General features: G+C 66.2%; 20 protein-coding genes. 9 read left to right on the forward strand and 11 right to left on the reverse strand.

The window, feature by feature from the left end:
- Positions 1–30 precede the first annotated feature (30 nt).
- On the reverse strand, positions 31–543 hold the full coding sequence (gene secB / locus ACVWYO_RS13080; RefSeq protein ID WP_457351422.1) for a protein-export chaperone SecB: 513 nt from the start codon (positions 541–543) through the stop codon (positions 31–33).
- 190 nt (positions 544–733) lie between these two features.
- On the opposite strand from secB, the gene ACVWYO_RS13085 reads away from it, so the two are divergent.
- From ACVWYO_RS13085 to ACVWYO_RS13100, 4 genes are all read left to right on the forward strand, one after another.
- Positions 734–1378 (forward strand): Tim44/TimA family putative adaptor protein, encoded by a 645-nt coding sequence (locus tag ACVWYO_RS13085; protein WP_457351424.1) that lies wholly within the window; start codon positions 734–736, stop codon positions 1376–1378.
- Positions 1379–1449: 71 nt separating this feature from the next.
- The gene (gene mltA, locus ACVWYO_RS13090) at positions 1450–2649 is read left to right on the forward strand and encodes a murein transglycosylase A (protein ID WP_457351426.1); all 1200 of its coding nucleotides are present in this window, start codon (positions 1450–1452) and stop codon (positions 2647–2649) included.
- A gap of 56 nt (positions 2650–2705) precedes the next feature.
- Entirely contained in the window at positions 2706–3275 is a 570-nt protein-coding gene (locus ACVWYO_RS13095; protein ID WP_457354991.1) for a Smr/MutS family protein, read from the forward strand.
- Between the two features lie 66 nt (positions 3276–3341).
- The gene (locus ACVWYO_RS13100; protein ID WP_457351428.1) at positions 3342–5033 is read left to right on the forward strand and encodes a putative bifunctional diguanylate cyclase/phosphodiesterase; all 1692 of its coding nucleotides are present in this window, start codon (positions 3342–3344) and stop codon (positions 5031–5033) included.
- A gap of 17 nt (positions 5034–5050) precedes the next feature.
- Here ACVWYO_RS13100 and ACVWYO_RS13105 read toward each other — a convergent pair whose 3' ends face one another.
- Positions 5051–5722, reverse strand: a complete 672-nt coding sequence (locus tag ACVWYO_RS13105) for a peptidylprolyl isomerase (protein WP_457351430.1) — start codon at positions 5720–5722, stop codon at positions 5051–5053.
- A gap of 235 nt (positions 5723–5957) precedes the next feature.
- Between ACVWYO_RS13105 and ACVWYO_RS13110 the strand changes: the two genes are divergently transcribed.
- Positions 5958–6341 (forward strand): hypothetical protein, encoded by a 384-nt coding sequence (locus tag ACVWYO_RS13110; protein ID WP_140850273.1) that lies wholly within the window; start codon positions 5958–5960, stop codon positions 6339–6341.
- Between the two features lie 96 nt (positions 6342–6437).
- A complete protein-coding gene (locus tag ACVWYO_RS13115; RefSeq protein WP_457351433.1) occupies positions 6438–6710 on the forward strand; it encodes a DUF3297 family protein in 273 nt (90 codons plus the stop codon).
- Between the two features lie 123 nt (positions 6711–6833).
- On the opposite strand, the gene ACVWYO_RS13120 is transcribed toward ACVWYO_RS13115, so the two are convergent.
- Both ACVWYO_RS13120 and ACVWYO_RS13125 read right to left on the reverse strand, forming a co-directional pair.
- Positions 6834–7634 carry a LytR/AlgR family response regulator transcription factor gene (locus tag ACVWYO_RS13120; RefSeq protein WP_010185313.1) on the reverse strand — a complete coding sequence of 267 codons (801 nt, stop codon included), beginning with the start codon at positions 7632–7634 and terminating at the stop codon, positions 6834–6836.
- A complete protein-coding gene (locus tag ACVWYO_RS13125) occupies positions 7631–8755 on the reverse strand; it encodes a sensor histidine kinase (RefSeq protein ID WP_457351435.1) in 1125 nt (374 codons plus the stop codon). The genes ACVWYO_RS13120 and ACVWYO_RS13125 overlap by 4 nt, the downstream gene beginning before the upstream one ends.
- Before the next feature lie 120 nt (positions 8756–8875).
- Between ACVWYO_RS13125 and ACVWYO_RS13130 the strand changes: the two genes are divergently transcribed.
- Positions 8876–9466, forward strand: coding sequence for an HD domain-containing protein (locus ACVWYO_RS13130; RefSeq protein ID WP_457351437.1), 591 nt, complete (start codon positions 8876–8878; stop codon positions 9464–9466).
- 65 nt (positions 9467–9531) lie between these two features.
- Here ACVWYO_RS13130 and ACVWYO_RS13135 read toward each other — a convergent pair whose 3' ends face one another.
- The 5 genes from ACVWYO_RS13135 to ACVWYO_RS13155 all read right to left on the reverse strand — a co-directional run bounded on the left by ACVWYO_RS13135 (position 9532) and on the right by ACVWYO_RS13155 (position 16085).
- On the reverse strand, positions 9532–12282 hold the full coding sequence (locus ACVWYO_RS13135; RefSeq protein WP_457351439.1) for a TonB-dependent receptor: 2751 nt from the start codon (positions 12280–12282) through the stop codon (positions 9532–9534).
- Between the two features lie 190 nt (positions 12283–12472).
- The gene (gene ligA, locus ACVWYO_RS13140; RefSeq protein WP_457351441.1) at positions 12473–14608 is read right to left on the reverse strand and encodes an NAD-dependent DNA ligase LigA; all 2136 of its coding nucleotides are present in this window, start codon (positions 14606–14608) and stop codon (positions 12473–12475) included.
- Positions 14609–14795: 187 nt separating this feature from the next.
- Positions 14796–15467 carry a GNAT family N-acetyltransferase gene (locus tag ACVWYO_RS13145; protein ID WP_457351443.1) on the reverse strand — a complete coding sequence of 224 codons (672 nt, stop codon included), beginning with the start codon at positions 15465–15467 and terminating at the stop codon, positions 14796–14798.
- Positions 15468–15582: 115 nt separating this feature from the next.
- Positions 15583–15837 carry a hypothetical protein gene (locus tag ACVWYO_RS13150; RefSeq protein WP_457351445.1) on the reverse strand — a complete coding sequence of 85 codons (255 nt, stop codon included), beginning with the start codon at positions 15835–15837 and terminating at the stop codon, positions 15583–15585.
- Positions 15838–15878: 41 nt separating this feature from the next.
- On the reverse strand, positions 15879–16085 hold the full coding sequence (locus ACVWYO_RS13155) for a cold-shock protein (protein ID WP_010185321.1): 207 nt from the start codon (positions 16083–16085) through the stop codon (positions 15879–15881).
- A 358-nt stretch (positions 16086–16443) separates the two neighbouring features.
- Between ACVWYO_RS13155 and ACVWYO_RS13160 the strand changes: the two genes are divergently transcribed.
- Complete coding sequence (locus ACVWYO_RS13160; protein ID WP_457351447.1) at positions 16444–16752, forward strand: hypothetical protein; 309 nt, start codon at positions 16444–16446, stop codon at positions 16750–16752.
- Positions 16753–16903: 151 nt separating this feature from the next.
- Here the strand turns inward: ACVWYO_RS13160 and recN are convergent, their stop codons facing one another.
- On the reverse strand, positions 16904–18568 hold the full coding sequence (recN, locus tag ACVWYO_RS13165) for a DNA repair protein RecN (RefSeq protein WP_457351449.1): 1665 nt from the start codon (positions 18566–18568) through the stop codon (positions 16904–16906).
- Between the two features lie 76 nt (positions 18569–18644).
- Positions 18645–19601 (reverse strand): outer membrane protein assembly factor BamD, encoded by a 957-nt coding sequence (locus ACVWYO_RS13170; protein ID WP_457351451.1) that lies wholly within the window; start codon positions 19599–19601, stop codon positions 18645–18647.
- Positions 19602–19715: 114 nt separating this feature from the next.
- On the opposite strand from ACVWYO_RS13170, the gene ACVWYO_RS13175 reads away from it, so the two are divergent.
- Entirely contained in the window at positions 19716–20540 is an 825-nt protein-coding gene (locus ACVWYO_RS13175; RefSeq protein WP_457351453.1) for a class I mannose-6-phosphate isomerase, read from the forward strand.
- The last annotated feature ends 65 nt before the right edge of the window (positions 20541–20605 follow it).

Raw genomic sequence — 20605 nt, forward strand, 5'->3', positions numbered from 1 at the left:
CACTCCTGAAGGGGAGGGGCTTTAAGGGGCTTATGCCGTGCCGAACGCGCCCGACGCTTCGCCGGCTTCCTGCTGCTGCAGGAACACCGCGCCGAAATCGATCGGCTCGAGCAGCAGCGGCGGGAAGCCGCCGTCGCGGACCGCATCGGCGAGCACGCGCCGCGCGAACGGGAAGATCAGCCGCGGCGCTTCGGCGAGCAGGAAGGGCTGGAGATGCTCGAGCGGGAAATTGCGCAAGCCGAACAAGCCGGCATAGGAAAGGTCGACGAGGAATGCGACGGTGCCCTCGGCCTCGGCCTTGACTTCGATCCGCAGCACGATCTCGTAAACGTCTTCGCCGACCTGCGCCGAGGCGATGTTGAACTGCACGTCGATCGCCGGCGGCGTCGGGTTCTGGAAGATCGCCGGGGCGTTGGGGTTCTCGAACGAGAAGTCCTTCACATATTGCGAGATCAGACCCGCTGCGGGGGTGGTGTCGGCCCCGTTTGCCAGCGGCTCGCCGCTGACCGTGGTGGAGATGAAGCCGTCATCCTGCTCGCTCATGGAACTCGTCCTTGCTTTGGCCGTATAGTCGCCACAGCGTTGTGGCATGGAAGGCGCGCGCCTAGCAGGGGGTGGGACCGAGTTCAACACACGGCCCACGGCTTTGACAGGCGCGGCGTACAATCACGTCGTTTGAAACATCGGCCATTTATGCTTATGTAGCCTGTCTAGTGAAAGCCCCGGAGGCCGCGTGTTCCTGATTGTTATCCTCGCGATGGTCGCCGGTTTTCTGGCGCTGCGTCTCTATATGGTGCTCGGCAAGCGCACCGGGCATGAGCAGCCTTTGCCCAAGCCCGCCGAGGACCGTACGCCGCTCACCGTCGTGCAGCGCCCGACCGAAATGCTCGGCGAAAGCCGCGAGCCCGCCAGCCGTCTGGTCGAACCCAAGGCCGAGGCCGGAATCCGCGCGATCATCGCCGGTGATTCCAGCTTCGACGTGGCACGCTTCCTCGGTGGATCTAAGGCGGCGTATCGCATGATCCTCGAGGCGTTCTGGAAGGGTGACGCAGAAGAACTCGCCTGGCTTGCCGAAGACGATGTGCGCGACGCCTTCGTCGTTGCGATCGAAGCCCGCAACACCGCCGGCCATGTTCTCGAAAACCGCCTGGTCTCGATCGAGCGCGCGGTGATCTCCGACGCGACGCTCGAGGGAAAGGTCGCGCGCATCACGGTGCGCTTCGACGCCGATATCGCTGCCGTTACGCGCGATGCCGAGAATACCGTCATCGCCGGCTCGATGAGCGACGCGGTCGAGACGCACGACGCCTGGACCTTCGCGCGGACGCTCAAGAGCAGCGATCCGAACTGGAAGCTCGCCGACACCGACGAGGCGTGATCGCGGTGAGGGGGGACGTTCGGGTTTCGCTTTCCAGCCTTCGGCACGGAAAGTCCGTCGGCGTAACGGCGTTGGCGCTTTTCCTTGCGGCGTGCGGCGGTGGTCAGATCGAACGACCCCGGGCCATCGGCAACGGGCAGACTCCGGTGCGTCGCCCGGTTCCGGCAACGCCGATCGCGCCGACTCAGGCGGTGACCGCTCCCGGGCCGACCGCGCGCAGCGCTGGCGTTGTGGCCGGGCCGGCGCTCTACAGCTTGCCGATCGACGATGCACAGGCCGAGCGCGCGCTCGTCGCCTTCCGTGCGACCTGTCCGTCACTGCAACGCCGTACCGATGCCACGGGCCTGACGCAGGGTGCGGATTGGCAGCCGGCCTGCGCCGCTGCGCCAACCGTCCGTTCGGGCGGCGCGCGTGCGTTCTTCGCGCAATATTTCGAAGCGGTGCAGGTCGGCGACGGCAAGGCTTTCGCGACCGGCTATTACGAGCCCGAGATTCGCGGCTCGCGGAATCGACGGCCGGGATACGACGTCCCGATCTACGCGCGCCCGTCCGATCTCGTCGATGTCGATCTCGGCCTGTTCAGCGATACGCTCAAGGGCAAGAAGATCCGCGGCCGCGTCGCGGGCAAGACCTTCGTCCCCTATGACGACCGCACTGCGATCGAGCAGGGCTCGCTCGAGGGCCGTGCGCCGATCATCGCTTGGGCGGCCGATCCGATCGAGCTGTTCTTCCTGCAGGTCCAGGGCTCGGGGCGGCTGCGGCTGCCTGACGGGTCGGTGATGCGGATCGGCTACGAAAGCCAGAACGGCCGCGACTACACCGGCATCGGCGCACTGATGAAGAAACGCGGGCTGCTCGCGCCGGGGCAGGGCTCGATGCAGGGCATCGTCGGCTGGCTGCACGATCATCCCGAAGAGGGCCGCGCGATCATGCGCGAGAATAAGAGCTACGTGTTCTTCCGCGAACAGACCGGACCCGCGCTCGGCGCGCTTGGCATCGCGGTGACCGGCGGGGTGAGTGCTGCAGCCGATCCGCATTTCGTGCCGCTCGGCGCGCCGGTGCTGCTGTCGATGGACCGCGCCGATGCGAGCCGTCTGTGGATCGCGCAGGATACCGGCGGCGCGATCAAGGGCGCCAACCGGATCGATACCTTCTGGGGCGCGGGCGCCGATGCGGCGGCGATTGCGGGCGGAATGGCGGCGCGCGGCATTGCGTTCCTGCTGCTGCCGGTCGGCACGCTGCAGCGCCTGGGTGCCGCGACAGCGAGCTGACAGGGGTGGGATCGCGCCCGCTCCGCCCCGAGGAGGCCGCGCTCTGGGCCCGCGTCATGGCAGGTGTCCGCCCGCTCCGCGCAGTCGCGCCCGCCGCCAAGGCGGTCCCGATCGCGCCACCGGTCGAACGACGCCCCGTTCCGGCAATGCGCCTCCCCGAAAAGCCCGTGCCATCGTTCGGCGCGTTGCTCGGCAAGGGGACCGTTGGCTCGGTCCCGCCGCTTGGCCGCAAGGGCATTTCCATCGCCGCGCCCCCAAAGCCGCCCGGCAATACGCTCGACGGGAGCTGGGATCGCCAGCTGTCGCGCGGCCTCGTCTCGCCCGACCGTACGATCGACCTGCACGGCCACACGCTCCATTCGGCCTATGATCTGCTCGACGCCGCGCTCGATGCGGCGATCCGCGCGGGCGACCGCGTGATCCTGCTCGTCACCGGCAAGCCGCCGCGCCCGGCGAGCGAACGCCCGCATGCGCGCGGTGCGATCCGCGCCGCGACCGGCGACTGGCTCGCCGGATCGCGGCATTCCTCGGCGATCGCGGCGGTGCGCGGGGCGCATCCGCGGCATGGCGGCGCGGGTGCTTTATATATCGTCCTCAAGCGCTTGCGGACGGCGCAAAACTCTTAACCTTTTGCTGGCACGGTCACGCCAAACCCGCGCACGCTGCCGGGCAGGGAGCCGCGCATCACCAAAATGGACGAGGTCACGCTCAAGAGTCGCGCCGTCGTGTTTGCGATGTGCGCCGGGGCGGTGGCCTTCTTCCTGGCTGTGCTGGCAACGTCGGCACGCGGTGTCGATCTGGACAATATCGCGCGAGCGCTGATTCCGGCGGTGGTCTGTGCCGCGATGTGCTGGGCCTCGGCCGAACGCAGCATCGCCGGGACGGCCGGCGCCATCGACGCCGCGATCGCGCGAATGGCGCGCGCCGGGGAGGGGGACCTCGACAGCCCGATCCCCGGCGAAATCGGCGAGGCGGTGCCGCAGCTCGCGCGCGCGATGCACGGTCTGTTCACGCAGATGACGCGCAATCTCGACAGTGTTCACCGGCTCGCCATGTTCGATTCGGTAACGGGGCTGGCGAACCGCAGCAATTTCCGCGCGACGTGCGAGCGGATGCTCGCGACGGTGCCGGCGAACGGCGTCCCAAGCACGGGTGCGCTTTTCTTCATCGATCTCGATCGTTTCAAGACGGTCAATGATACGATGGGACACGCCTGCGGCGACGCTCTGCTCGGCATGGTCGCGAACCGTCTGCGCGCGGTGGCCGACGGTGTCATGCCAGACTCAGGCGCCGCGCCTCCGCTGATTGGCCGTCTAGCGGGCGACGAGTTCACAATGTTTTTCCCCGCCATCGGCGATTCCGGCGAAGCGGCGGACGTGGGGCACGCGGTGCTGCGCGCATTGGCCGAGCCGTTCGAGCTGGGCGGCACGCATGTCTCGATCGGCGCATCGATCGGCATGGCGCTATGCCCCGACCATGGCAGCACGCTCGCCGACCTGATGCGCGCCGCCGACGCCGCAATGTATCATGCCAAGGGCAATGGGCGTGGCCGCGCCGAGCCGTTCAGCGTCGAGCTCGCCGCCCGCATCGCCGAGCGCACGACGCTCGAGGGCGATCTGCGCGAGGCGATCGACCGCGACGAGTTCGCGCTCGTTTTCCAGCCGCAGATCAGCATCGAGCAGGGCCGCGTCGTCGGTGCCGAAGCGCTGCTCCGCTGGCGCCACCCGCGCGAGGGGCTGCGCCTGCCGCTGACTTTTCTCGACTGCGCCGAGGAGACCGGGATGATCGTCGATATCGGCGATTGGGTCGTCGAATCGGTCGCCGCGACGATTGCGCGCTGGGGCCGGATCGGCATCGAGCAACGCCTTGCGGTCAATGTCTCGCCGCGCCAGATCGATCATGCGGACTTTTTCCATGGGCTGCGCGCGGCGCTGCGGCGCGCGAACGCACCGGCGCATCTGCTCGAACTCGAGATCAGCGAGACGCTCGCGATGCAGTGCAGCGATGCCGTGCTGGCGGCGATCGAGCAGCTTCGCGCCGATGGCGCGACGATCGCGATCGACGATTTCGGCACCGGCTATTCGAACCTTTCGCGGCTGCGCGCGCTGCCGATCGACCGGATCAAGCTCGATCGCAGTCTGGTCGCGCACGTCGCCGACGATGCCGCGGCGCGGACGATCGCGCAGGCGGTGGTGGGCGTGATCCACGCGCTTGGCTGCGAAGCGGTCGCCGAGGGGGTCGAGACGCCGGCGCAGGTCGAGATATTGCGCGTCATCGGCTGCGATGTGATGCAGGGCTATGCGATCGCCGCGCCGATGGAGGAATCGGCGTTCGTCAGCTGGAGCCGCGGCTCGGTCCGCCGGGCGGTCGGCGACGCGCGCTGACGGGCTGAGTCGCCGGATCAGCCGCGCTTCACGCCGCGCAGCATCTGCCACACCTTCATTCCGCCGGTCGGCTTGGCCACGCCGTCGAGCCGCTCGGCGCGCACGATCGTGACGGGCTTCGCCATCATCTGCCCCTTGAACGCGCCGTCGCCACCCGGGAGCGTCGGCAATGCGAGCATCCGCTTCACCACGTCCATCCCGACGATGACCCGCCCGAACGCCGCATAGCCGATAAACCCCGGCCGCGCATCAAGCGAGGGATTGGCCCCGACCATGATCGAGAAATTCCCAGAACCCGAATCGCTGCGTTCGTAGCGCGCCATCGAGAGCGTGCCGTCGAGATGCTTGATCCCGGTCTTGTTGGTCGGCTCGAGCGGGACGACGCCGAGCATCCGATGCGAATCGGTGCCGATCCCGCCCTGGACGAACCCGGTGTTCGGAGCGGTCTTGCGCCGCGTCGCGCGGTAGAAGCTGGTGCCCTCGAAGCGACCGTCATCGACATATGCGAGGAAATTGGCGACCGTTCCCGGGGCACGGCGCGCATCGAGCGCGACGACGATCGGCCCTGCCGCGGTGACGAAGCGCACCCGCACGATCGCGGGCTCACGCGGGGCAGCCGCGGGGGAGGCGCCCGCCGCAACACCCGTGCCCGCCATCACCAGCGCCAAAAGCCTCACTCGAAACTGCATTACACCGAACCTTCTTGTCGTTCGCCCGCGCGCCCTGGCCGAAACCCTGGCGATACAGCGCGATGGCGCGGGCGCAACCGTGCAGGGCCGCACGGTGCAAACCGCTTGGTGAACGCCCCATAAATGGGGCATTCCGGACACGTTCAGACCGACTCGCATACATGTTGCAACAAGCTAGCCCGCTGATGCGTTATTTGGCGATGCACGGGGAATGCTTGGAATGAGGAGATACGAGATGAACCACTTGATGAAGAAGATCGGTCTCGGCCTTGCCCTTGGCGCGACCGCATTGACCGCAGCAGCCCCCGCCGAGGCCCAGCGCTGGGGCGGGTATCGTGGCCATGGCGGCTATTATGGTCGCGGTGGCGGCGCCGGCACCGCGGTGGTTGCGGGAATCGCCGGTTTGGCCGTTGGTGCGGCGCTCGCGTCGAACCGTGACCGTGGCTATTATCGCGACCGCGGCTACTATCGCGATGGCTATTACAATGACGGCTATTACCGTGATCGCGGCTACTATCGTGGCTATTACGCGGAGCCGGTTTACGAGCAGCGTTGCTTCATCGAGCGCCGCTGGGATGGCTATTACGATCGTCCGGTCAACGTCCGCGTCTGCCGCTAAACTGGCTACCGCGTGGGGGAATGCGGCGGGGGACTTCGGTTCCGCGCCGTTTTCGTGTCTGGCGTGAGACCGCGTTTTGCGTCATGAGCCCGGGTCATGACCGATACAGATCAGACCCCAGACCACCTGTCCTCCAACCCGCGCAGCCCGCATTATGACGAGGCAGCGCTCGCGCGCGGGATCGGCATTCGCTTCAAGGGCCAGCAGCGCCACGACGTCGAGGAATATAGCCGCTCCGAAGGCTGGATCCGCGTCGCGCTCGGCAAGAAGGTCGATCGCCACGGCCAGCCGCTCACGCTCAAGCTGTCGGGCGAGGTCGAGGCGTGGTTCGAGCGGCCGGCCGAGGATGCGGATACCGCCGAAGGCTGAGCTTAGCTAAAGCCCCTCCCCTTCAGGGGAGGGGTTGGGGTGGGGAAGTGACTGCGGTCTTTGGTCTCGGTGAGACCTCCCCCACCCCCAGCCCCTCCCCCTAAAGGGGAGGGGAGTAGAAAATCAGTGCACGAACCGCGCGACGACGTCGCGATAGCTCCGCGACACCTTCACCTGCGCGTTCGACTGCAACACCAGGAAGCATTCGCCGTTGGTATGCGGCTTCACTTCCTTGACCAGATCGAGGTTGACGATCGTCGAGCGATGCACGCGCTGGAAACGCCGCGGATCGAGGCGCTTTTCCAGATCCTTCATCGTCTCGCGCAGGATCAGCGTGTTGTCGCCGGTGTAGATGCACATGTAATCACCCGCGGCATCGATCCGTTCGATCGTGTCGACATCGACGCGGAAGATCTGCCCGCGATCCTTGATGTTGATGAGCTTCTCGAAGCGATTGGCCGAAACCTGCTCGCCGCCCTCGGCGAGGTTCTCGACCGAATCGGGCGCGATCTCGGCGATCACTTCCTTCAACCGATCGACTTCCTCGACGCCGCGCTTCTCGGTCAGGCGCTGGCGCACGCGGTCGAGCGTGTCGGCGAGGCGCGATTCCTCGACCGGCTTCATCAGATAATCGACCGCGTCGGTCTCGAACGCCTTCAGCGCATGGTCGGAATAGGCAGTCACGAAGACGAACAGCGGCGGCTCGACCTCCATCAGCCCCTGAACGACCGAGAAGCCGTCGAAGCCGGGCATCTGGATGTCGAGGAAGACCAGATCGGGCTTGTGCGTCTTGATCGCGCGGATCGCTTCGCGACCGTTCATGCAGGTGTCGACGATTTCCACGTCTTCATGCGCTGCGAGGCGCAGGGCGAGCCCCTGGGTAGCTAGTTTCTCGTCATCGACGAGGATGGTGCGGATCGTCATGCAAACTCTTTCTTCGGTTCCTCGAGCTGGAACGGGATTTCAATCTCGACCCCGAAACCGCCCCCCGGGATCGATCGCGTCTCGAATCTATGGTCCGGCCCGTAAGCCTGGGCCAGTCTCTCCCTGATATTGGCAAGGCCAACCCCGGTTGAAAGAGCCTGGCTTGGGGAAACGCTCTGCCGCGTCTTTGTTTCGTTCAAGCCGGGACCGGTGTCGGATACGACGATCTGCACCCGATCCCCGGTGAGCCGCGCGGTGACGGCGATTTCGGCGCCATCTTCCTGGGGGGTCACCGCGTACTTGATCGCGTTTTCGACGAGCGGCTGGAGCAGCAGCGATGGCAGCCGCGCCTTGGCGACGCGCACATCGACGTCGAAGGTCGGCCGCAGTCGCTCCTCGAATCGCATCTTCTCGATCTCGAGATACAGCTTCAGCGTCTCGAACTCCTGCTGCACTGTGACATGCGCGGTCGGTTCGTTGGCGAGCGTGTAGCGCAGGAACGACGACAGCCGCCCGAGCATCGCATTGGCGCGCTCGGTTTCCTTGAGCAGCACCAGCGTCGAGATCGAGTTGAGCGTGTTGAACAGGAAATGCGGGTTGAGCTGATAGCGCAACATCGCGAGCTGCGCCGACGACGCGGTGTTCTCGAGCGTGGCGAGCTGGTCGATCTGATCCTCGACGATCAGGTAGAAATTGATCCCGAAATAGAGCGCGGTCCAGCCCGCGAGCACGGTGAAGTTGAGGAAGATCGTGCCGAGCACCAGGCTGATATTGAGCCCGGGGCTCTGCAGCTTGATGAACGAGAAGGAGAAGGCGTCGAGCACCGCATAGAGCAATGTGGCGGCGGCGAGCGTGATGATCGTCAGGATCGCCATCGCGAAACGCGGTTGTCGGCGGTAATAATTGTACACCGTCGCGAGCAGCAGCGTGATGCTGTAGCCGACGATCGATTCGATCACGACCGGCACCACGACCGACACGTCGGCGGCATTCGATACGCTCGAAACGCCGCGCAGGATCAGATACCCGGTCCAGCCCGCCGCCTGCAGTGTCCAGAAGGCGCGGCCCTTGTCTTCGAAGAAGGGCCGCGAGAAGATCGCTGGTCGGGTGAAGAGGGGCATGGGCGAGGTCTTAGCCCGGCTGGGCGCAATGCGCAAAGTCAGGTATCAAGCGGTAACCACGCAACGACGTGCGCCTCCCCTCCTGGAAGGGACGGGAGGAAGGAAGAGGAGAGCGACACCATGAACAACCAGCGCGACCGCGCGCAGTTCACCGCGATGGAGCACGGCACCCAGGCCGACTGGAGCCTCATCGCTGGCCATTTCGGCCAGTTCGCCAAAACGCTGCCCAACCGCGTGCTGACGCACCTGCGCCTCCTCGATGGCGATTATGGCGGCTTCCCGGTCGACCGGCTCGAACACTCGCTGCAGACCGCGACGCGCGCGCACCGCGACGGGCGCGACGAGGCCTATGTCGTGATGGCGCTGCTCCACGACATCGGCGACACGCTGGGCACCTACAATCATCCCGAGATCGGCGCGGCGATGCTGCGGCCGTTCGTGTCGGAGGAAGTGCACTGGATCGCCAACACCCACGGCGTGTTCCAGGGCTATTACTTCTTCCACTACATCGGCGGCGACCGCGACCTGCGCGAGCAGTATCGCGGGCATCCGCATTTCGAGGCGTGTGCCGAATTCTGCGAGAAATACGATCAGGCGGCGTTCGACCCGACCTATGACAGCGCGCCTTTGTCGTTCTTCGAACCGATGGTCGGACGCGTCTTCGCGCGGCCGATCCAGTCGCTCTACGCCAAGGCTGCGGCCGAGGCGTAACCCTCAAACGAAAACCGCCGCCCCCTTGCGGGGACGGCGGCCGTCGTGACGAACTGTGTAAAGTCTTAGAGGGCGACCACCAGCGAACCGGTGATCGAGCGCGGCGTGCCGATGACGGCGTTGCCGATCGAGTAGCGGTTCGGCAGACCGACAAAGCCGCTCGAGCCGCTCAGGCCGCCGATATAGACCTTGTCGAACAGGTTGCTGACATTGACCTGGAAGAAGGTCTTGCGGTTGTTGCCGAGCAGCTGGCCGACATTGATGCGAACGTCGAGGTCGACGATCGTGTAGCTCGGGATCTTCGCACCGTAGATCTGGTTCTGCGAAGCCACCGGGCACAGGCCACCGGAGACAGTGCCGGTGCAGGTGTAGACCGGCAGGTTCTCGTCGTTGACGAAGCGCGAACCGGTATATTTTGCCTGCGCGCCGAGATCGACGATCCCGACGGTGCCCTGCAGACGACCACCACCCATCCAGGTCGGCGAGCCGCCCTCGCGCTTGCCCGCGGTCTGGAAGTAGTTGATCGTCGTGCCGGTGCGGCCTGCCTCGGTGTTGTCGCGGATCTTCGAGTGCAGGTACGAACCGAACAGGTACGCCGTCAGGTTGCGAACCGGGGTGTACGACACCGAGCCGTCGAAGCCGTACTTGTCGACCGTGCCGAGGTTGCGCGACACGCTGCTGTCGCTCTCGATGTCATAGACGGTGACGGTGCGGTTCTTGAACTTGGTGTACCAGCCGGCGAACTGCGCCTGAACCTTGCCGGTCGTGTAACGCGCGCCGAGCTCGTAGCTGTCGGTCGTTTCGGGCTTCGGCGACGACTGCGGCGAGCCGTTGGCGTAGTAGAACGAGCTGTAGAGGTTGTCCGTGCTCGGCACCGACAGGCCCTGCGAGAAGCTCGCATACATGCTGATGGCACTGGTGAAGTTGTAGGTCACCCCGACGTTGGGCAGCGCGCGGTTGTAGTTCTTGATGCGCTGCTGCGGCGGGGCAAAGCCTACGACGCAGGCCGAGGTCAGCTGCGCGCACGAGCTGCCGGCGACGATCGGACGGTTGACGCCGTTCACCGTCGTCACGCCAGGCGCGAAGTAGGTGTAGGGGTTCGCCGCGGCATAGGCAGCGGTCTGGCTCGGCGAGACGCACGACACGTTGGTGTTGGCAGCCACCGTGAAGCAATATTGCGTCAGGTCGCGGCGGAAGAAGGTACCACGCACGCCGAGGACCGCGACAAGCTTGTCGTCAAAGAACTTGCCGCGATATTCGCCCGAGACCTGGTTGAGGATCGCGAGCGACTTGCGGTTGCGCTTCTCGATCAGCGCGCCCGATGCATCGCGGATGCCGTTGTTGACCGGGAAGACGTCGAGCGGGGTGCCGTTGGTCGACAGGAAGCCTGCTTCGCCGGTCTGGCGATGACGGCCATAGTCGCCGGTATAGGCGATGCGGACGCGATTGTTCTCGTCGAACTCGTAAGCGAGACCGGCGACGCCGACGAAGCGGCGGGTCTGGGTCTGGCTCGGGGCGATCGCCAGCACGCTCGTCGTCGGGCTGATCACGCCGTCGCCGTTGAGGTCGCGACCGGTGTAATAGCCGAAGCCGCCGGGCGAACCGTTACCGGTGTTGCCCGTCGTGTTGATCACGCCGAGGACGCTGTTCGGACCGCAGGCGCGGTTGGTCGTGCTGCCGAGGTTGCCGCAGCCTTCGAGCAGCGAGACCGTGCCGCCGCCATTGGCCTTGGTGTACTGATAGCTGCCGTCGAGCGTGAGGACGAGCTTCGGGGTGAGCGTGAAGCGCGACCCGAAGCGGACGTTGCCGGTGTTCGACGGGTTGAAGCGACGGTCGAACTCGGTGCCGCAAGCGGCGCCGGCGGTCGCGCCGGTCGGCGTCGGGCCACCGATCACGCACGGATAGTTGATGCTGTAGAAGCGCTCTGCACCGGTGAGTGGTGCGCGGTTCGAAGAGTTCGGGCCGACGACGCGCGCGAATGCGCCGTTGGTCAGATCGTTGCGCAGCGGCACCGAACCGAGGAAGTTGTTGCGGTTCTCGTTCCACTGGCCGGCGAGCGACAGGAAGTCGCCATTGTCGCCGAGATCCTTGAAGATGCGCGCATTATACTGCTGCTTCTTCAGCCGCGAATAGTTGCTGAAGGGGTTGTCGGCGCTGATGCTCGACCCCGTGAAGAAGGCGCGGACGCCGGTATGCGCGATCTCGCCGGTGTCGACCGAGCCATAAACGCGGAAGATCGAGCGGTTGAGCGGGTCGCCCTGGCCAAGATAGGTGCCGTAGGTGCCGCTCATCATCGCGCTGAATTCTTGCGTCGGCTTGCGCGTGCGGATGTTGACGGTGCCGCCGACGGCCGAAGCGGTCGGGCTGTCGACGTCGGTCGAACCGAGGTTGACGCTGATCGAGTCGAGTGTCTCGGGATCCTGCTGCTGGTTCGAATAGATCGCGTAGTTGCCGGTGTCGTTCAGCGGAATACCGTCGAGCGTCTGCGAAATGCGCGAGCTGTCGAAACCGCGGATCGTGAAGGTGCCGCCGGCCGCGCCGGTCGCATCGTTATTCTGGAAGCTGACGCCGGGGACGAGATTGATGATCTCGTTGACCGTCTGGCCTGGGCGCTGGCGGCTGATCGTGTCAGCGCCGACGGTGATCCGGGTCTTGGGGACGTCGGGAACGGTGATGCCACCCTTGTTCGCCTTGGTGCCGGTGACGACGATGTCGGTGCCGCCGTCGAAATCGGTCGAACCCGTCGACTGTGCAAAGGCTGCGCCCGGAATCAGGAGCGCGGCAAACGCCACGCCAGTGAATAGCTTCGTGTTCATGCTTGTTCCCCACAGAATATCGTGATCGTCCGCGCTCGGCCTGTGGCCGTCACGCTCCGTCGATCGGAGCCCCTGCACGTGTTATATTTCTGTTCGATGACAAGTCATGCAGACTGTTCATCTGCCGTTAAAAACGTTGGTGAACCGTTGCATATTAGCATCACAGTTTGGCACGCGGGATCGTGGGGAGTTAGTGCGCCGCGGCGACGATCTCTGCCCAAGCCGCCTCGTCGATCACCTTAACTTTCAGATCCGCCGCCTTTTTCAGCTTCGATCCCGCGCCCGGACCCGCGACGACGAGATCGGTCTTGGCCGAAACCGATCCCGCCACGCGCGCGCCAAGCAACTCGGCCTGAGCCTTGGCCTCGTCGCGACTCATCGTTTCGAGGCTGCCGGTGAACACCACGGTCTTGCCGCTGACCGGCGACTCGCGGGTCTGATGGACGACATCCGTCGGCGTCACTTCGTGCAGCAGCGACTCGACCACGTCGCGATTGTGCGGCTCGGCGAAGAATTCGAGCAAGGCGTCGGCGACCTCGGGGCCGATGCCGGCGGTCTCGATCGCGTCGGCGAGGACGCGGCCGCGGCGCACGATGAACTTGGCCTCGGTCTCGCCGAGCGCCGGCACCGTCGCGGCGCGCACCGCGAGGACGCGCTCGATCATGTCGGAAAACGCCGCCATCGACACAGAGCGTCGCGCAAGGTCGCGCGCGGTGATCTCGCCGACATGGCGGATGCCGAGCGCGAACAGGAAGCGGTCGAGCCCGATCTGGCGGCGCAGGTCGATCGCGGCGAGCAGTTTGTCTACGACGAGTTCGGACATCCGCTCGCGCGTCACCAGCGACGCGCGATGTTCGTGCAGCCGGAAGATGTCGGCGGGCGAGCCGATCAGCCCGTCGCGGAATAAATCCTCGATCCGCACCAGCCCCAGGCCACTGATGTCATAGGCGTGGCGCGAGACGAAATGGATCAGCCGCTCGACGCGCTGCGCCGGGCAGATCAGCCCGCCGGTGCAGCGCACGACGACCTCGCCTTCGCCGCGCTCGGCGAGCGAGCCGCATTCGGGGCAGGCGGTCGGGAAGGCGAAGGCGGGGCGCTCCTCGTCGCGGGTCAGCACTTCGACGATCTGTGGGATGACGTCGCCCGCGCGCTGCAGCACGACGCGGTCGCCGACGCGCGCGCCGAGCCGCTCGATCTCGTCGGCATTGTGGAGCGTCGCATTGGTGACGACGACGCCGCCGACGGTGACGGGGGCAAGCCGCGCGACCGGGGTCAGCGCGCCGGTGCGGCCGACCTGGATGTCGATGGCTGTCAGCGTGGTTTCGGCGCGCTCGGCGGGGAATTTGTGCGCGATCGCCCAGCGCGGGGTGCGCCCGACGGTGCCGAGCCGCGCCTGCCAGTCGAGCCGGTCGAGCTTGTAGACGACGCCGTCGATGTCGAAGGGGAGGTCGGCGCGCTGGTGCTCGATATCGCGATAGACCGCGAGCGCGGCGTCGGTCGTAGCGGCGTGCTCAAAGCCTTTCGCGACCTGGAACCCCCAGTCGCGGAGTTTGGCAACGTTGGCGCTCTGCGTCTCGCCGGGGAGCGCGCTGGTCTCGCCCCAGCCCCAGGCGAAGAAGCGCAAGGGGCGTGTCGCGGTGACCGCGGCGTCCTTCTGGCGGAGCGACCCGGCGGCGGCGTTGCGCGGGTTGGCGAACTGCCGCGCCTCCTTGCCGGCGGCTTCGGCCTCGGCGAGCAGGCGGGCGTTGAGGCCGGCGAAATCGGCCTTCGCCATATAGACTTCGCCGCGCACCTCGAAAATGTCGGGCGCGTCGGCGGGGAGGGTCTGCGGGATGTCGGGGATGTGCGCGACATTGGCGGTGACGTCCTCGCCGACCTGCCCGTCGCCGCGGGTCAGCGCCTGGACGAGCCGGCGCTGCTCGTAGCGCAGCGAGCAGGACAGGCCGTCGATCTTGGGCTCGGCGGTGAGGTCGACCGATGCATCGTCGGGCAGCGCGAGGAAGCGCCGCACGCGCGCGACGAATTCGGCGACGTCTTCGTCGGTGAAGGCATTGTCGAGGCTGGTCATCGCCCGCGCATGCGCGACCTTGGCGAGATGCGCGGCGGGCGCGGCACCGACCTGAAGTGCTGGCGAATCGGCGCGAACGAGCTGCGGGAAGGCCGCCTCGAGTGCGGTGTTGCGCGCGCGCAGGGTATCGAAGTCGGCGTCGCTGATCTCGGGCGCGTCATCGGTGTGATAGCGCGCGTTATGATAGGCGATCTGCTCCGCCAGCCGCGCGAGTTCGGCGGCGGCTTCGGCTTCGGTGGCGGGGAGGGGAGCGCTCATGCGCTTGGCGTTACCGGAGAGCGGGGGGCGGCATCAAGGCGTGGTGTCGTCCTCGCGAGAACGAATGACGGAAAACGGAGCTGTGTGGTTTCGAAACGGCTGTGACGATCGCCGACGGTAGCGGTAGGCCGCCGCCTTTGCCGACACCGATCAAGACGCGCGAAATCGCGCCGCCAAACCGAATGTGTTATCGCTCGAGAAGCAAGATCGGACGCGTCTTGTAGGTCGCCGCGCGGGCAAACGCATATCCCAGCTTCGACGCCAGGCGTAGCGACGGATCGTTGTCGGGTTCGATCAAGCAGGTGGTCCGGGTAAGCCCTTGTCGGTCGGTCCAATCGAGGATCGCCTGTAGCGCTTCTCCGGCATAGCCACGGCCGTGTGCTGCAGGGGCGATCACCCACCCCATTTCCGGCAGGCGCACCGGTGGATCAATCGCACGCTGCGCATCCATCAGCCCAATCTCGCCAATGAAGCGACCGACATGGTCCCGCAGCACCCAGTTGCCGTATCCGAGGGCTTTCCAATGGCCGATGGCACGCAGCAGGCGGATCCAAACCTCTTCGCGTGGACGGGGGATGCCGCCAATCTTCTCATAGACGGCGGGATGTGCCCACATTGCGGCGAGATCATCGAGATCGTCGGCACGGTGCGCTGCAAGAATGAGTCGCTCAGTGCGAAGCGTGGGTGCGTCCATCCCGCGACGCGTAGCCAAGACGGCGCCGTTTGGAAATTGTGCTTTTCCCACAAGGCAATGCAAGCCCGGGCGGCGGCGGAGATGGCGCTGTACTGCACGTGTGTCGACGACATATACCGAGGCGGTCTTGGCAACTGTCGGATTTACCCGAACGCGTCGGTGCAAGAACGGAAACGATCGCCGTCGTACCTACCGTGTGCTGGGGCCAATCAAGTCGAGCACGCGACACGCGTTGCGCGGGTCGCGATGCCCGAACGGGGTCGCTAACGGCGATCCACCGCTAGGGGGTCACGACCTCGTCGTCATCCTCGGTCATCTCGGCGGCGAGCTTGGCTTCCTCGTTGGTCGATTTGCGCTCGGCGGTCTTTTCGGCGCGGGTCGCCATTTCGTCCCAGGCCTTGGCGGCGCGCAGATGGCGCGTGCGGACGTTGTCGAGCGTGGCGGTGGCAGCTTCGGACTCGGCCTGGCGGGCGCGGTCGCGATAGAAGATGGCGGTGGTGTTCGTCGGAGGTCTCCTGGCAGAGGGAGGGGCCAAATCAAAAGGGGTGCCGCCGGTTGGCGACACCCCGAATCGCGTCAGGCCTGGGCGAGACGGACGGCCGAGACCTTGCCGCGGCGATCTTCTTCCAGCTCGTACGAAACGCGCTGGTCGCGATCGAGCGTCGCCATACCGGCGGCTTCGACCGCGCTGATATGGACGAACGCATCGCCGCCGCCGCCCTCAGGCGCAATGAAACCGTAACCCTTGTCGGCGTTGAAGAACTTAACGGTGCCGATAGCCATAGTGTATTCCTTAGTGCCGGATCGCCGCGCAGATCATGCGAAAGCGCCGGAGTGGGGCCGAGATCAAAGACGGATGCGACGTCCGGCCCCGGCCGGCGCATCCGATGGCGGTGTCACCCGCGCGCGGAAAATCCGCAGCGGGCAGGTGACGAAACAGGGTAAACACAAGAACCAGAACGCCCGTCCGACGCAAGGCAAGCGGGAGCGCAGGGGGTCTCTCAGTCGCGCGTCGCTCAAACGGAACCGCGCGATGCGACAAGCATAGCAGAGTGTTCCGCAAATGTCGCGGGCTTTACGCGTTGCTGGTTGTGTGTAGCATCAGTCCGACGAGGCGGAGTTGGATGCGATGATCTTGCCAATGCTGCTGGCGCTGCAAACGAGCGTGCCGCCCGACCCTCAAGACGATCGGCGCGTGGGTGTCGATTTGCCGGCGCGCTGGCATCCCGGCGGGTGTTCGAGCGCCGAGCCGTCGCGCGACATCGTGGTGTGCGGAAAGCGCGATGCGGGCGAACAGTATCGCGTGCACCCGCTGCCGGAAAAATATGCCGAGGTCGGCGGACCGGGCATCGGAATCGATCTTGGCAAGGGCGCGCGGGGCAATCTCTATGCGGCCCAAGGGCGGAACAACGACAAGGGCGTTATGTTCACGGTGACGATGCCATTTTAGGGGGGGCACCTACCCCGAAGCGCACCCTAGCCCTCACCCCGGCCTCGTGCCGAGGTCCACCGTGCCGCGCATCCTGCCCGCCCAGCTTGCGTCGCACGGTGGGCCCCGGCACAAGGCTGGGGTGACGAAGGAGAGGGCTTCGAGGAGTCCCTCAGGCCGTCTCGATCAGCCGTTCCGCCTGCGCGCGCGCCTCTGGCGTGATCGTCGCGCCCGACAGCATCCGTGCGATTTCCTCGCGGCGCTGGTCGATGTCGAGCGCAGTCACGCCGGTGCGCGTGACCACGCCGTCGTGGCGCTTGGCGATCAGCAGATGATGCCCGCCGCGCGCCGCGACCTGCGGGCTGTGCGTGACGACGAGCAATTGCGTCGCGGTCGAGAGCCGCGCGAGTCGCTCGCCGATCGCGCTCGCCACGGCGCCGCCGACGCCGCGGTCGATCTCGTCGAAGATCATCGTCGCAGCCCCACCCTGCTCGGCGAGCGCAACCTTCAGCGCGAGGATGAAGCGCGAGAGCTCGCCGCCCGATGCGATCTTGACCAAAGGCGCAAAGGGCGCACCAGGGTTGGTGGAAATTTCGAACTCGACGCGATCCTTGCCTGCCGCCGACCACGCCTCGGGCGGTGCGGGGGCAACCACCGTACGGAAGCGCGCGGCATCGAGCTTGAGCGGGACGAGTTCGCCCTTCACCGCGGCGTCGAGTTGCAGCGCGGCGGTGGTGCGCGCCTTGGTTAGTCCGGCGGCCGCGGTGTCATAGGCGGCGCGTGCCTTGGCAAGCTTCGCCTCGAGCGCGGCAAGGCCCTCTTCGCCCGCCTCGAGCGCTGCGAGCTTGGCCTCGAGTTCGCTCGCCAGATCGGCGAGCTCGTCGGGCTGGACGCGGTGCTTGCGGGCCATCGCGCGAAGCTCGAACAGCCGAGTCTCATCATCCTCCAGGCTGGCGGGATCGAACCACAGATCGGTCTTCGCCTCGCGCAGTCGCTCCTCGGCGACCGCGCCCTCGATGACGGCGCGATCGACCGCGGCGAGCGCATCGGCGAGCGCGGAATGATCCTCCGCGATCCGTTCGAGCACGCGCGCCGCCTGGCGCAGCTGCGCGAGCCCGCCGTCCGAGCCTTCGAGCCAATTCTCGATCGCGAGCAAATCCTCGGCGATCTTTTCCGAGCGCTGCATCGTGCGCCGGCGATCGGCGAGCGCTTCTTCCTCGCCGGGCTCGGGCGCAAGCGCGCGCAATTCGCCGACGGCATGTTCGAGCCATTCGCGGTCGCGCGCCGCCGTATCGATCGTCGCGCGGGCGCTGGCGATTGCAGCCTCCGCCTCACGCCACGCCTTGTAACTCGCCGCGGTCGATCCCGCCGCGACTCGCCCGAAGGCATCGAGCAGCGCACGATGGCCGCGCGCGTTGAGCAGGCCGCGATCGTCATGCTGGCCGTGGATCTCGACAAGATACGGCGCGAGTTCGCGCAACAAGCCGGCCGAGGCGGGCTGATCGTTGACGAAGGCGCGGCTGCCGCCATCGGCCTTGACGATGCGGCGGATCATCAGCGGCTCGCAGGGATCCAGCTCGAGCCCGTTTTCGCTGAGCAATGCCACGATCGGGCCGTCGGCGGCGGGCGTGTCGAACGTCGCGGTGACAATCGCCTGTGTCGCCCCCTGCCGCACGAGCCCGGCTTCGCCACGCGCGCCAAGCGCGAGCCCGAGCGCGTCGAGCAGGATCGATTTGCCCGCGCCCGTCTCGCCGGTCAGCACGCCAAGGCCCTGCCCGAACTGCAGGTCCAGCGCCTCGATCAGCACGACGTCGCGAATGGCCAGAGAGATCAGCATGGGGTCGCCTTGCCCTTTAGCCGAGTTGACCGCGTTCCGGTAACGTTCTTTTCAAGCGAACCGGTGCCGGTGCGGCTCAGTTGCCCGGGTTCGGGTTGCCCGGGTTGGTGCCCGACCCGCCGCCGATCGGGGCAGCCGCGCTGGTGTCGCGCTTGACGTCGTTGCTCTTGCCCGGGATCGAGTCGACCAGCTTGGTTCTGTCGGGAACGATCAACTGGCCCGGCGCCAGCGCTGCGACCGCAACCGGGGGATGCTCGTTGCTGAGCTTGTACGCGCGCTCATACCATTGCGTGCCGGGATAGTTGGCGCCCAGCACCGCGGCCGACTTGCGCGCCTCGTCGGGGACGCCGAGCGCGAGATAGGTCTCGGTCATCCGCATCAGCGCCTCGGGCACGTGCGTCGTCGTCTGATATTCCTCGACGACCTTGCGGAAGCGGCCATTGGCGGCGAGCCACTGCCCGCGCACTTCGTAGAAGCGCCCGATCTCCATTTCCTTGCCGGCGAGATGGTCGCGGACGAGATCGACCTTCAGCCGCGCATCGGCGGCGTAGCGCGAATTGGGATAGCGACGCATCAGCTCGCCGAGCGAATCGAGCGCCTGCTGCGTGATCTTCTGGTCGCGCGTGACGTCGCTGATCTGCTCATAATAGCCGAGCGAGACCAGATAATAGGCGTAGGGCGCGTCGCGGTTGCCGGGGTGGACCGTCAGGAAGCGCTGCGCCGACTGGATCGAGGCGGTGTAATCATGCGCGAGATAGTAACTGAACGCGCTCATCAGCTGCGCGCGGCGCGCCCACACCGAGTAAGGATGCTGCCGCTCGACCTCGTCGAACAGTGCCGCGGCGATCTTGTAGTTGCGCTGGTCGAGCTGCTTTCTTGCCGCGGTGTACAGCGTGCCGACGTCGCGCGCGACATAGGGAATGTCGCCCTTGGTCTTGTTGCGCGCACACCCCGTAGTGGTGAGCGCGGTCGCGGCGATCAGACCGATCGCGAGGCTGCGGAGAAAGGGCGAGCGGGGCAGGGGAGTGCGCATTGGCGTCAGCCTTAGCGCAACCCCCGATGCGCGAACAATCCTTTTAACGCGTACGGATCGCTTGGACGCGACGACGCGTTGGCGGTATCAGGCCTCGACAGGAGAATCGGAACCGTGACTGCTATCTTACTCGCCACCAAACGCGTCGAAAAGCCTTGGGGGCGTCACACCTTGTGGCCCGGTTTTGCCGATCCCGCGCCCGGCGGCGAGAAGGTCGGCGAAGTGTGGTTCCAGACGCCGCATGCCGGCGAACCCGAGCTGCTGATCAAATATCTGTTCACCAGCGAGAAGCTCTCGGTCCAGGTCCATCCCGACGATGCCGCCGCGCAGGCCGCCGGCTATCCGCGCGGCAAGGACGAGGCGTGGCTGATCCTCGCGGCCGAACCCGATTCGACGATTGCGATCGGTACGCTCGAGCCGATGACGCACGAGGAACTGCGCGCCGCCTCGCTCGATGGCTCGATCGAGCATCTGCTCGACTGGAAGCCGGTCAAGGCAGGCGACTTCTACTACAACAAGGCAGGCACGATTCATGCGATCGGCGCGGGAATCACCACGATCGAAGTCCAGCAGAATGTCGATCTGACGTATCGACTCTACGATTATGGCAGCGACCGCGAGCTGCACCTCGATGCGGGGACCAAGGTGTCCGATCCGGTGCCGTTCGTGCCATTGCCGACGCCTGCCCCCGACGGCAAGGACCATCAGATTCTGTCCGAAGGGCCCAAATTCGTGACCGAGCGCTTCGCTGGCGGCCACCGTGTCATCGCGTTGCCGGACGGCGTGCCGGGGTGGTTCGTGCCGGTGACGGGGGCCGGCGTCGTCGACGGCGTCGCGTTCAAGGCTGGCGAGTGCCTGCTGCTGAACGGGCGGTGTGAAATATCCGCTGATGACGAGAGTGATCTGCTGCTCGCCTATCCGGGCGACAAGCGGATTTGACCGATCGTTTCTCCCCTCGTCGGGTCGGGAGGGGAGAAGACCTTTACACTCTCGTGCTAGCGCAG

The organism is Sphingomonas sp. UYP23 (assembly GCF_054059235.1).

What these genes read in the sequence shown, in the direction of transcription:
- ACVWYO_RS13100 (WP_457351428.1), top strand. Translation starts at nt 3,342, where the DNA reads ATGGACGAGGTCACGCTCAAGAGTCGCGCCGTCGTGTTTGCGATGTGC.
- ACVWYO_RS13130 (WP_457351437.1), top strand. Translation starts at nt 8,876, where the DNA reads ATGAACAACCAGCGCGACCGCGCGCAGTTCACCGCGATGGAGCACGGC.
- secB (WP_457351422.1), bottom strand. Translation starts at nt 543, where the DNA reads ATGAGCGAGCAGGATGACGGCTTCATCTCCACCACGGTCAGCGGCGAG.
- ACVWYO_RS13120 (WP_010185313.1), bottom strand. Translation starts at nt 7,634, where the DNA reads ATGACGATCCGCACCATCCTCGTCGATGACGAGAAACTAGCTACCCAG.
- ACVWYO_RS13170 (WP_457351451.1), bottom strand. Translation starts at nt 19,601, where the DNA reads ATGCGCACTCCCCTGCCCCGCTCGCCCTTTCTCCGCAGCCTCGCGATC.
- ACVWYO_RS13135 (WP_457351439.1), bottom strand. Translation starts at nt 12,282, where the DNA reads ATGAACACGAAGCTATTCACTGGCGTGGCGTTTGCCGCGCTCCTGATT.
- ACVWYO_RS13155 (WP_010185321.1), bottom strand. Translation starts at nt 16,085, where the DNA reads ATGGCTATCGGCACCGTTAAGTTCTTCAACGCCGACAAGGGTTACGGT.
- ACVWYO_RS13110 (WP_140850273.1), top strand. Translation starts at nt 5,958, where the DNA reads ATGAACCACTTGATGAAGAAGATCGGTCTCGGCCTTGCCCTTGGCGCG.
- ACVWYO_RS13095 (WP_457354991.1), top strand. Translation starts at nt 2,706, where the DNA reads ATGGCAGGTGTCCGCCCGCTCCGCGCAGTCGCGCCCGCCGCCAAGGCG.
- ligA (WP_457351441.1), bottom strand. Translation starts at nt 14,608, where the DNA reads ATGAGCGCTCCCCTCCCCGCCACCGAAGCCGAAGCCGCCGCCGAACTC.
- ACVWYO_RS13115 (WP_457351433.1), top strand. Translation starts at nt 6,438, where the DNA reads ATGACCGATACAGATCAGACCCCAGACCACCTGTCCTCCAACCCGCGC.
- ACVWYO_RS13125 (WP_457351435.1), bottom strand. Translation starts at nt 8,755, where the DNA reads ATGCCCCTCTTCACCCGACCAGCGATCTTCTCGCGGCCCTTCTTCGAA.
- recN (WP_457351449.1), bottom strand. Translation starts at nt 18,568, where the DNA reads ATGCTGATCTCTCTGGCCATTCGCGACGTCGTGCTGATCGAGGCGCTG.
- ACVWYO_RS13160 (WP_457351447.1), top strand. Translation starts at nt 16,444, where the DNA reads ATGCTGCTGGCGCTGCAAACGAGCGTGCCGCCCGACCCTCAAGACGAT.
- ACVWYO_RS13105 (WP_457351430.1), bottom strand. Translation starts at nt 5,722, where the DNA reads ATGCAGTTTCGAGTGAGGCTTTTGGCGCTGGTGATGGCGGGCACGGGT.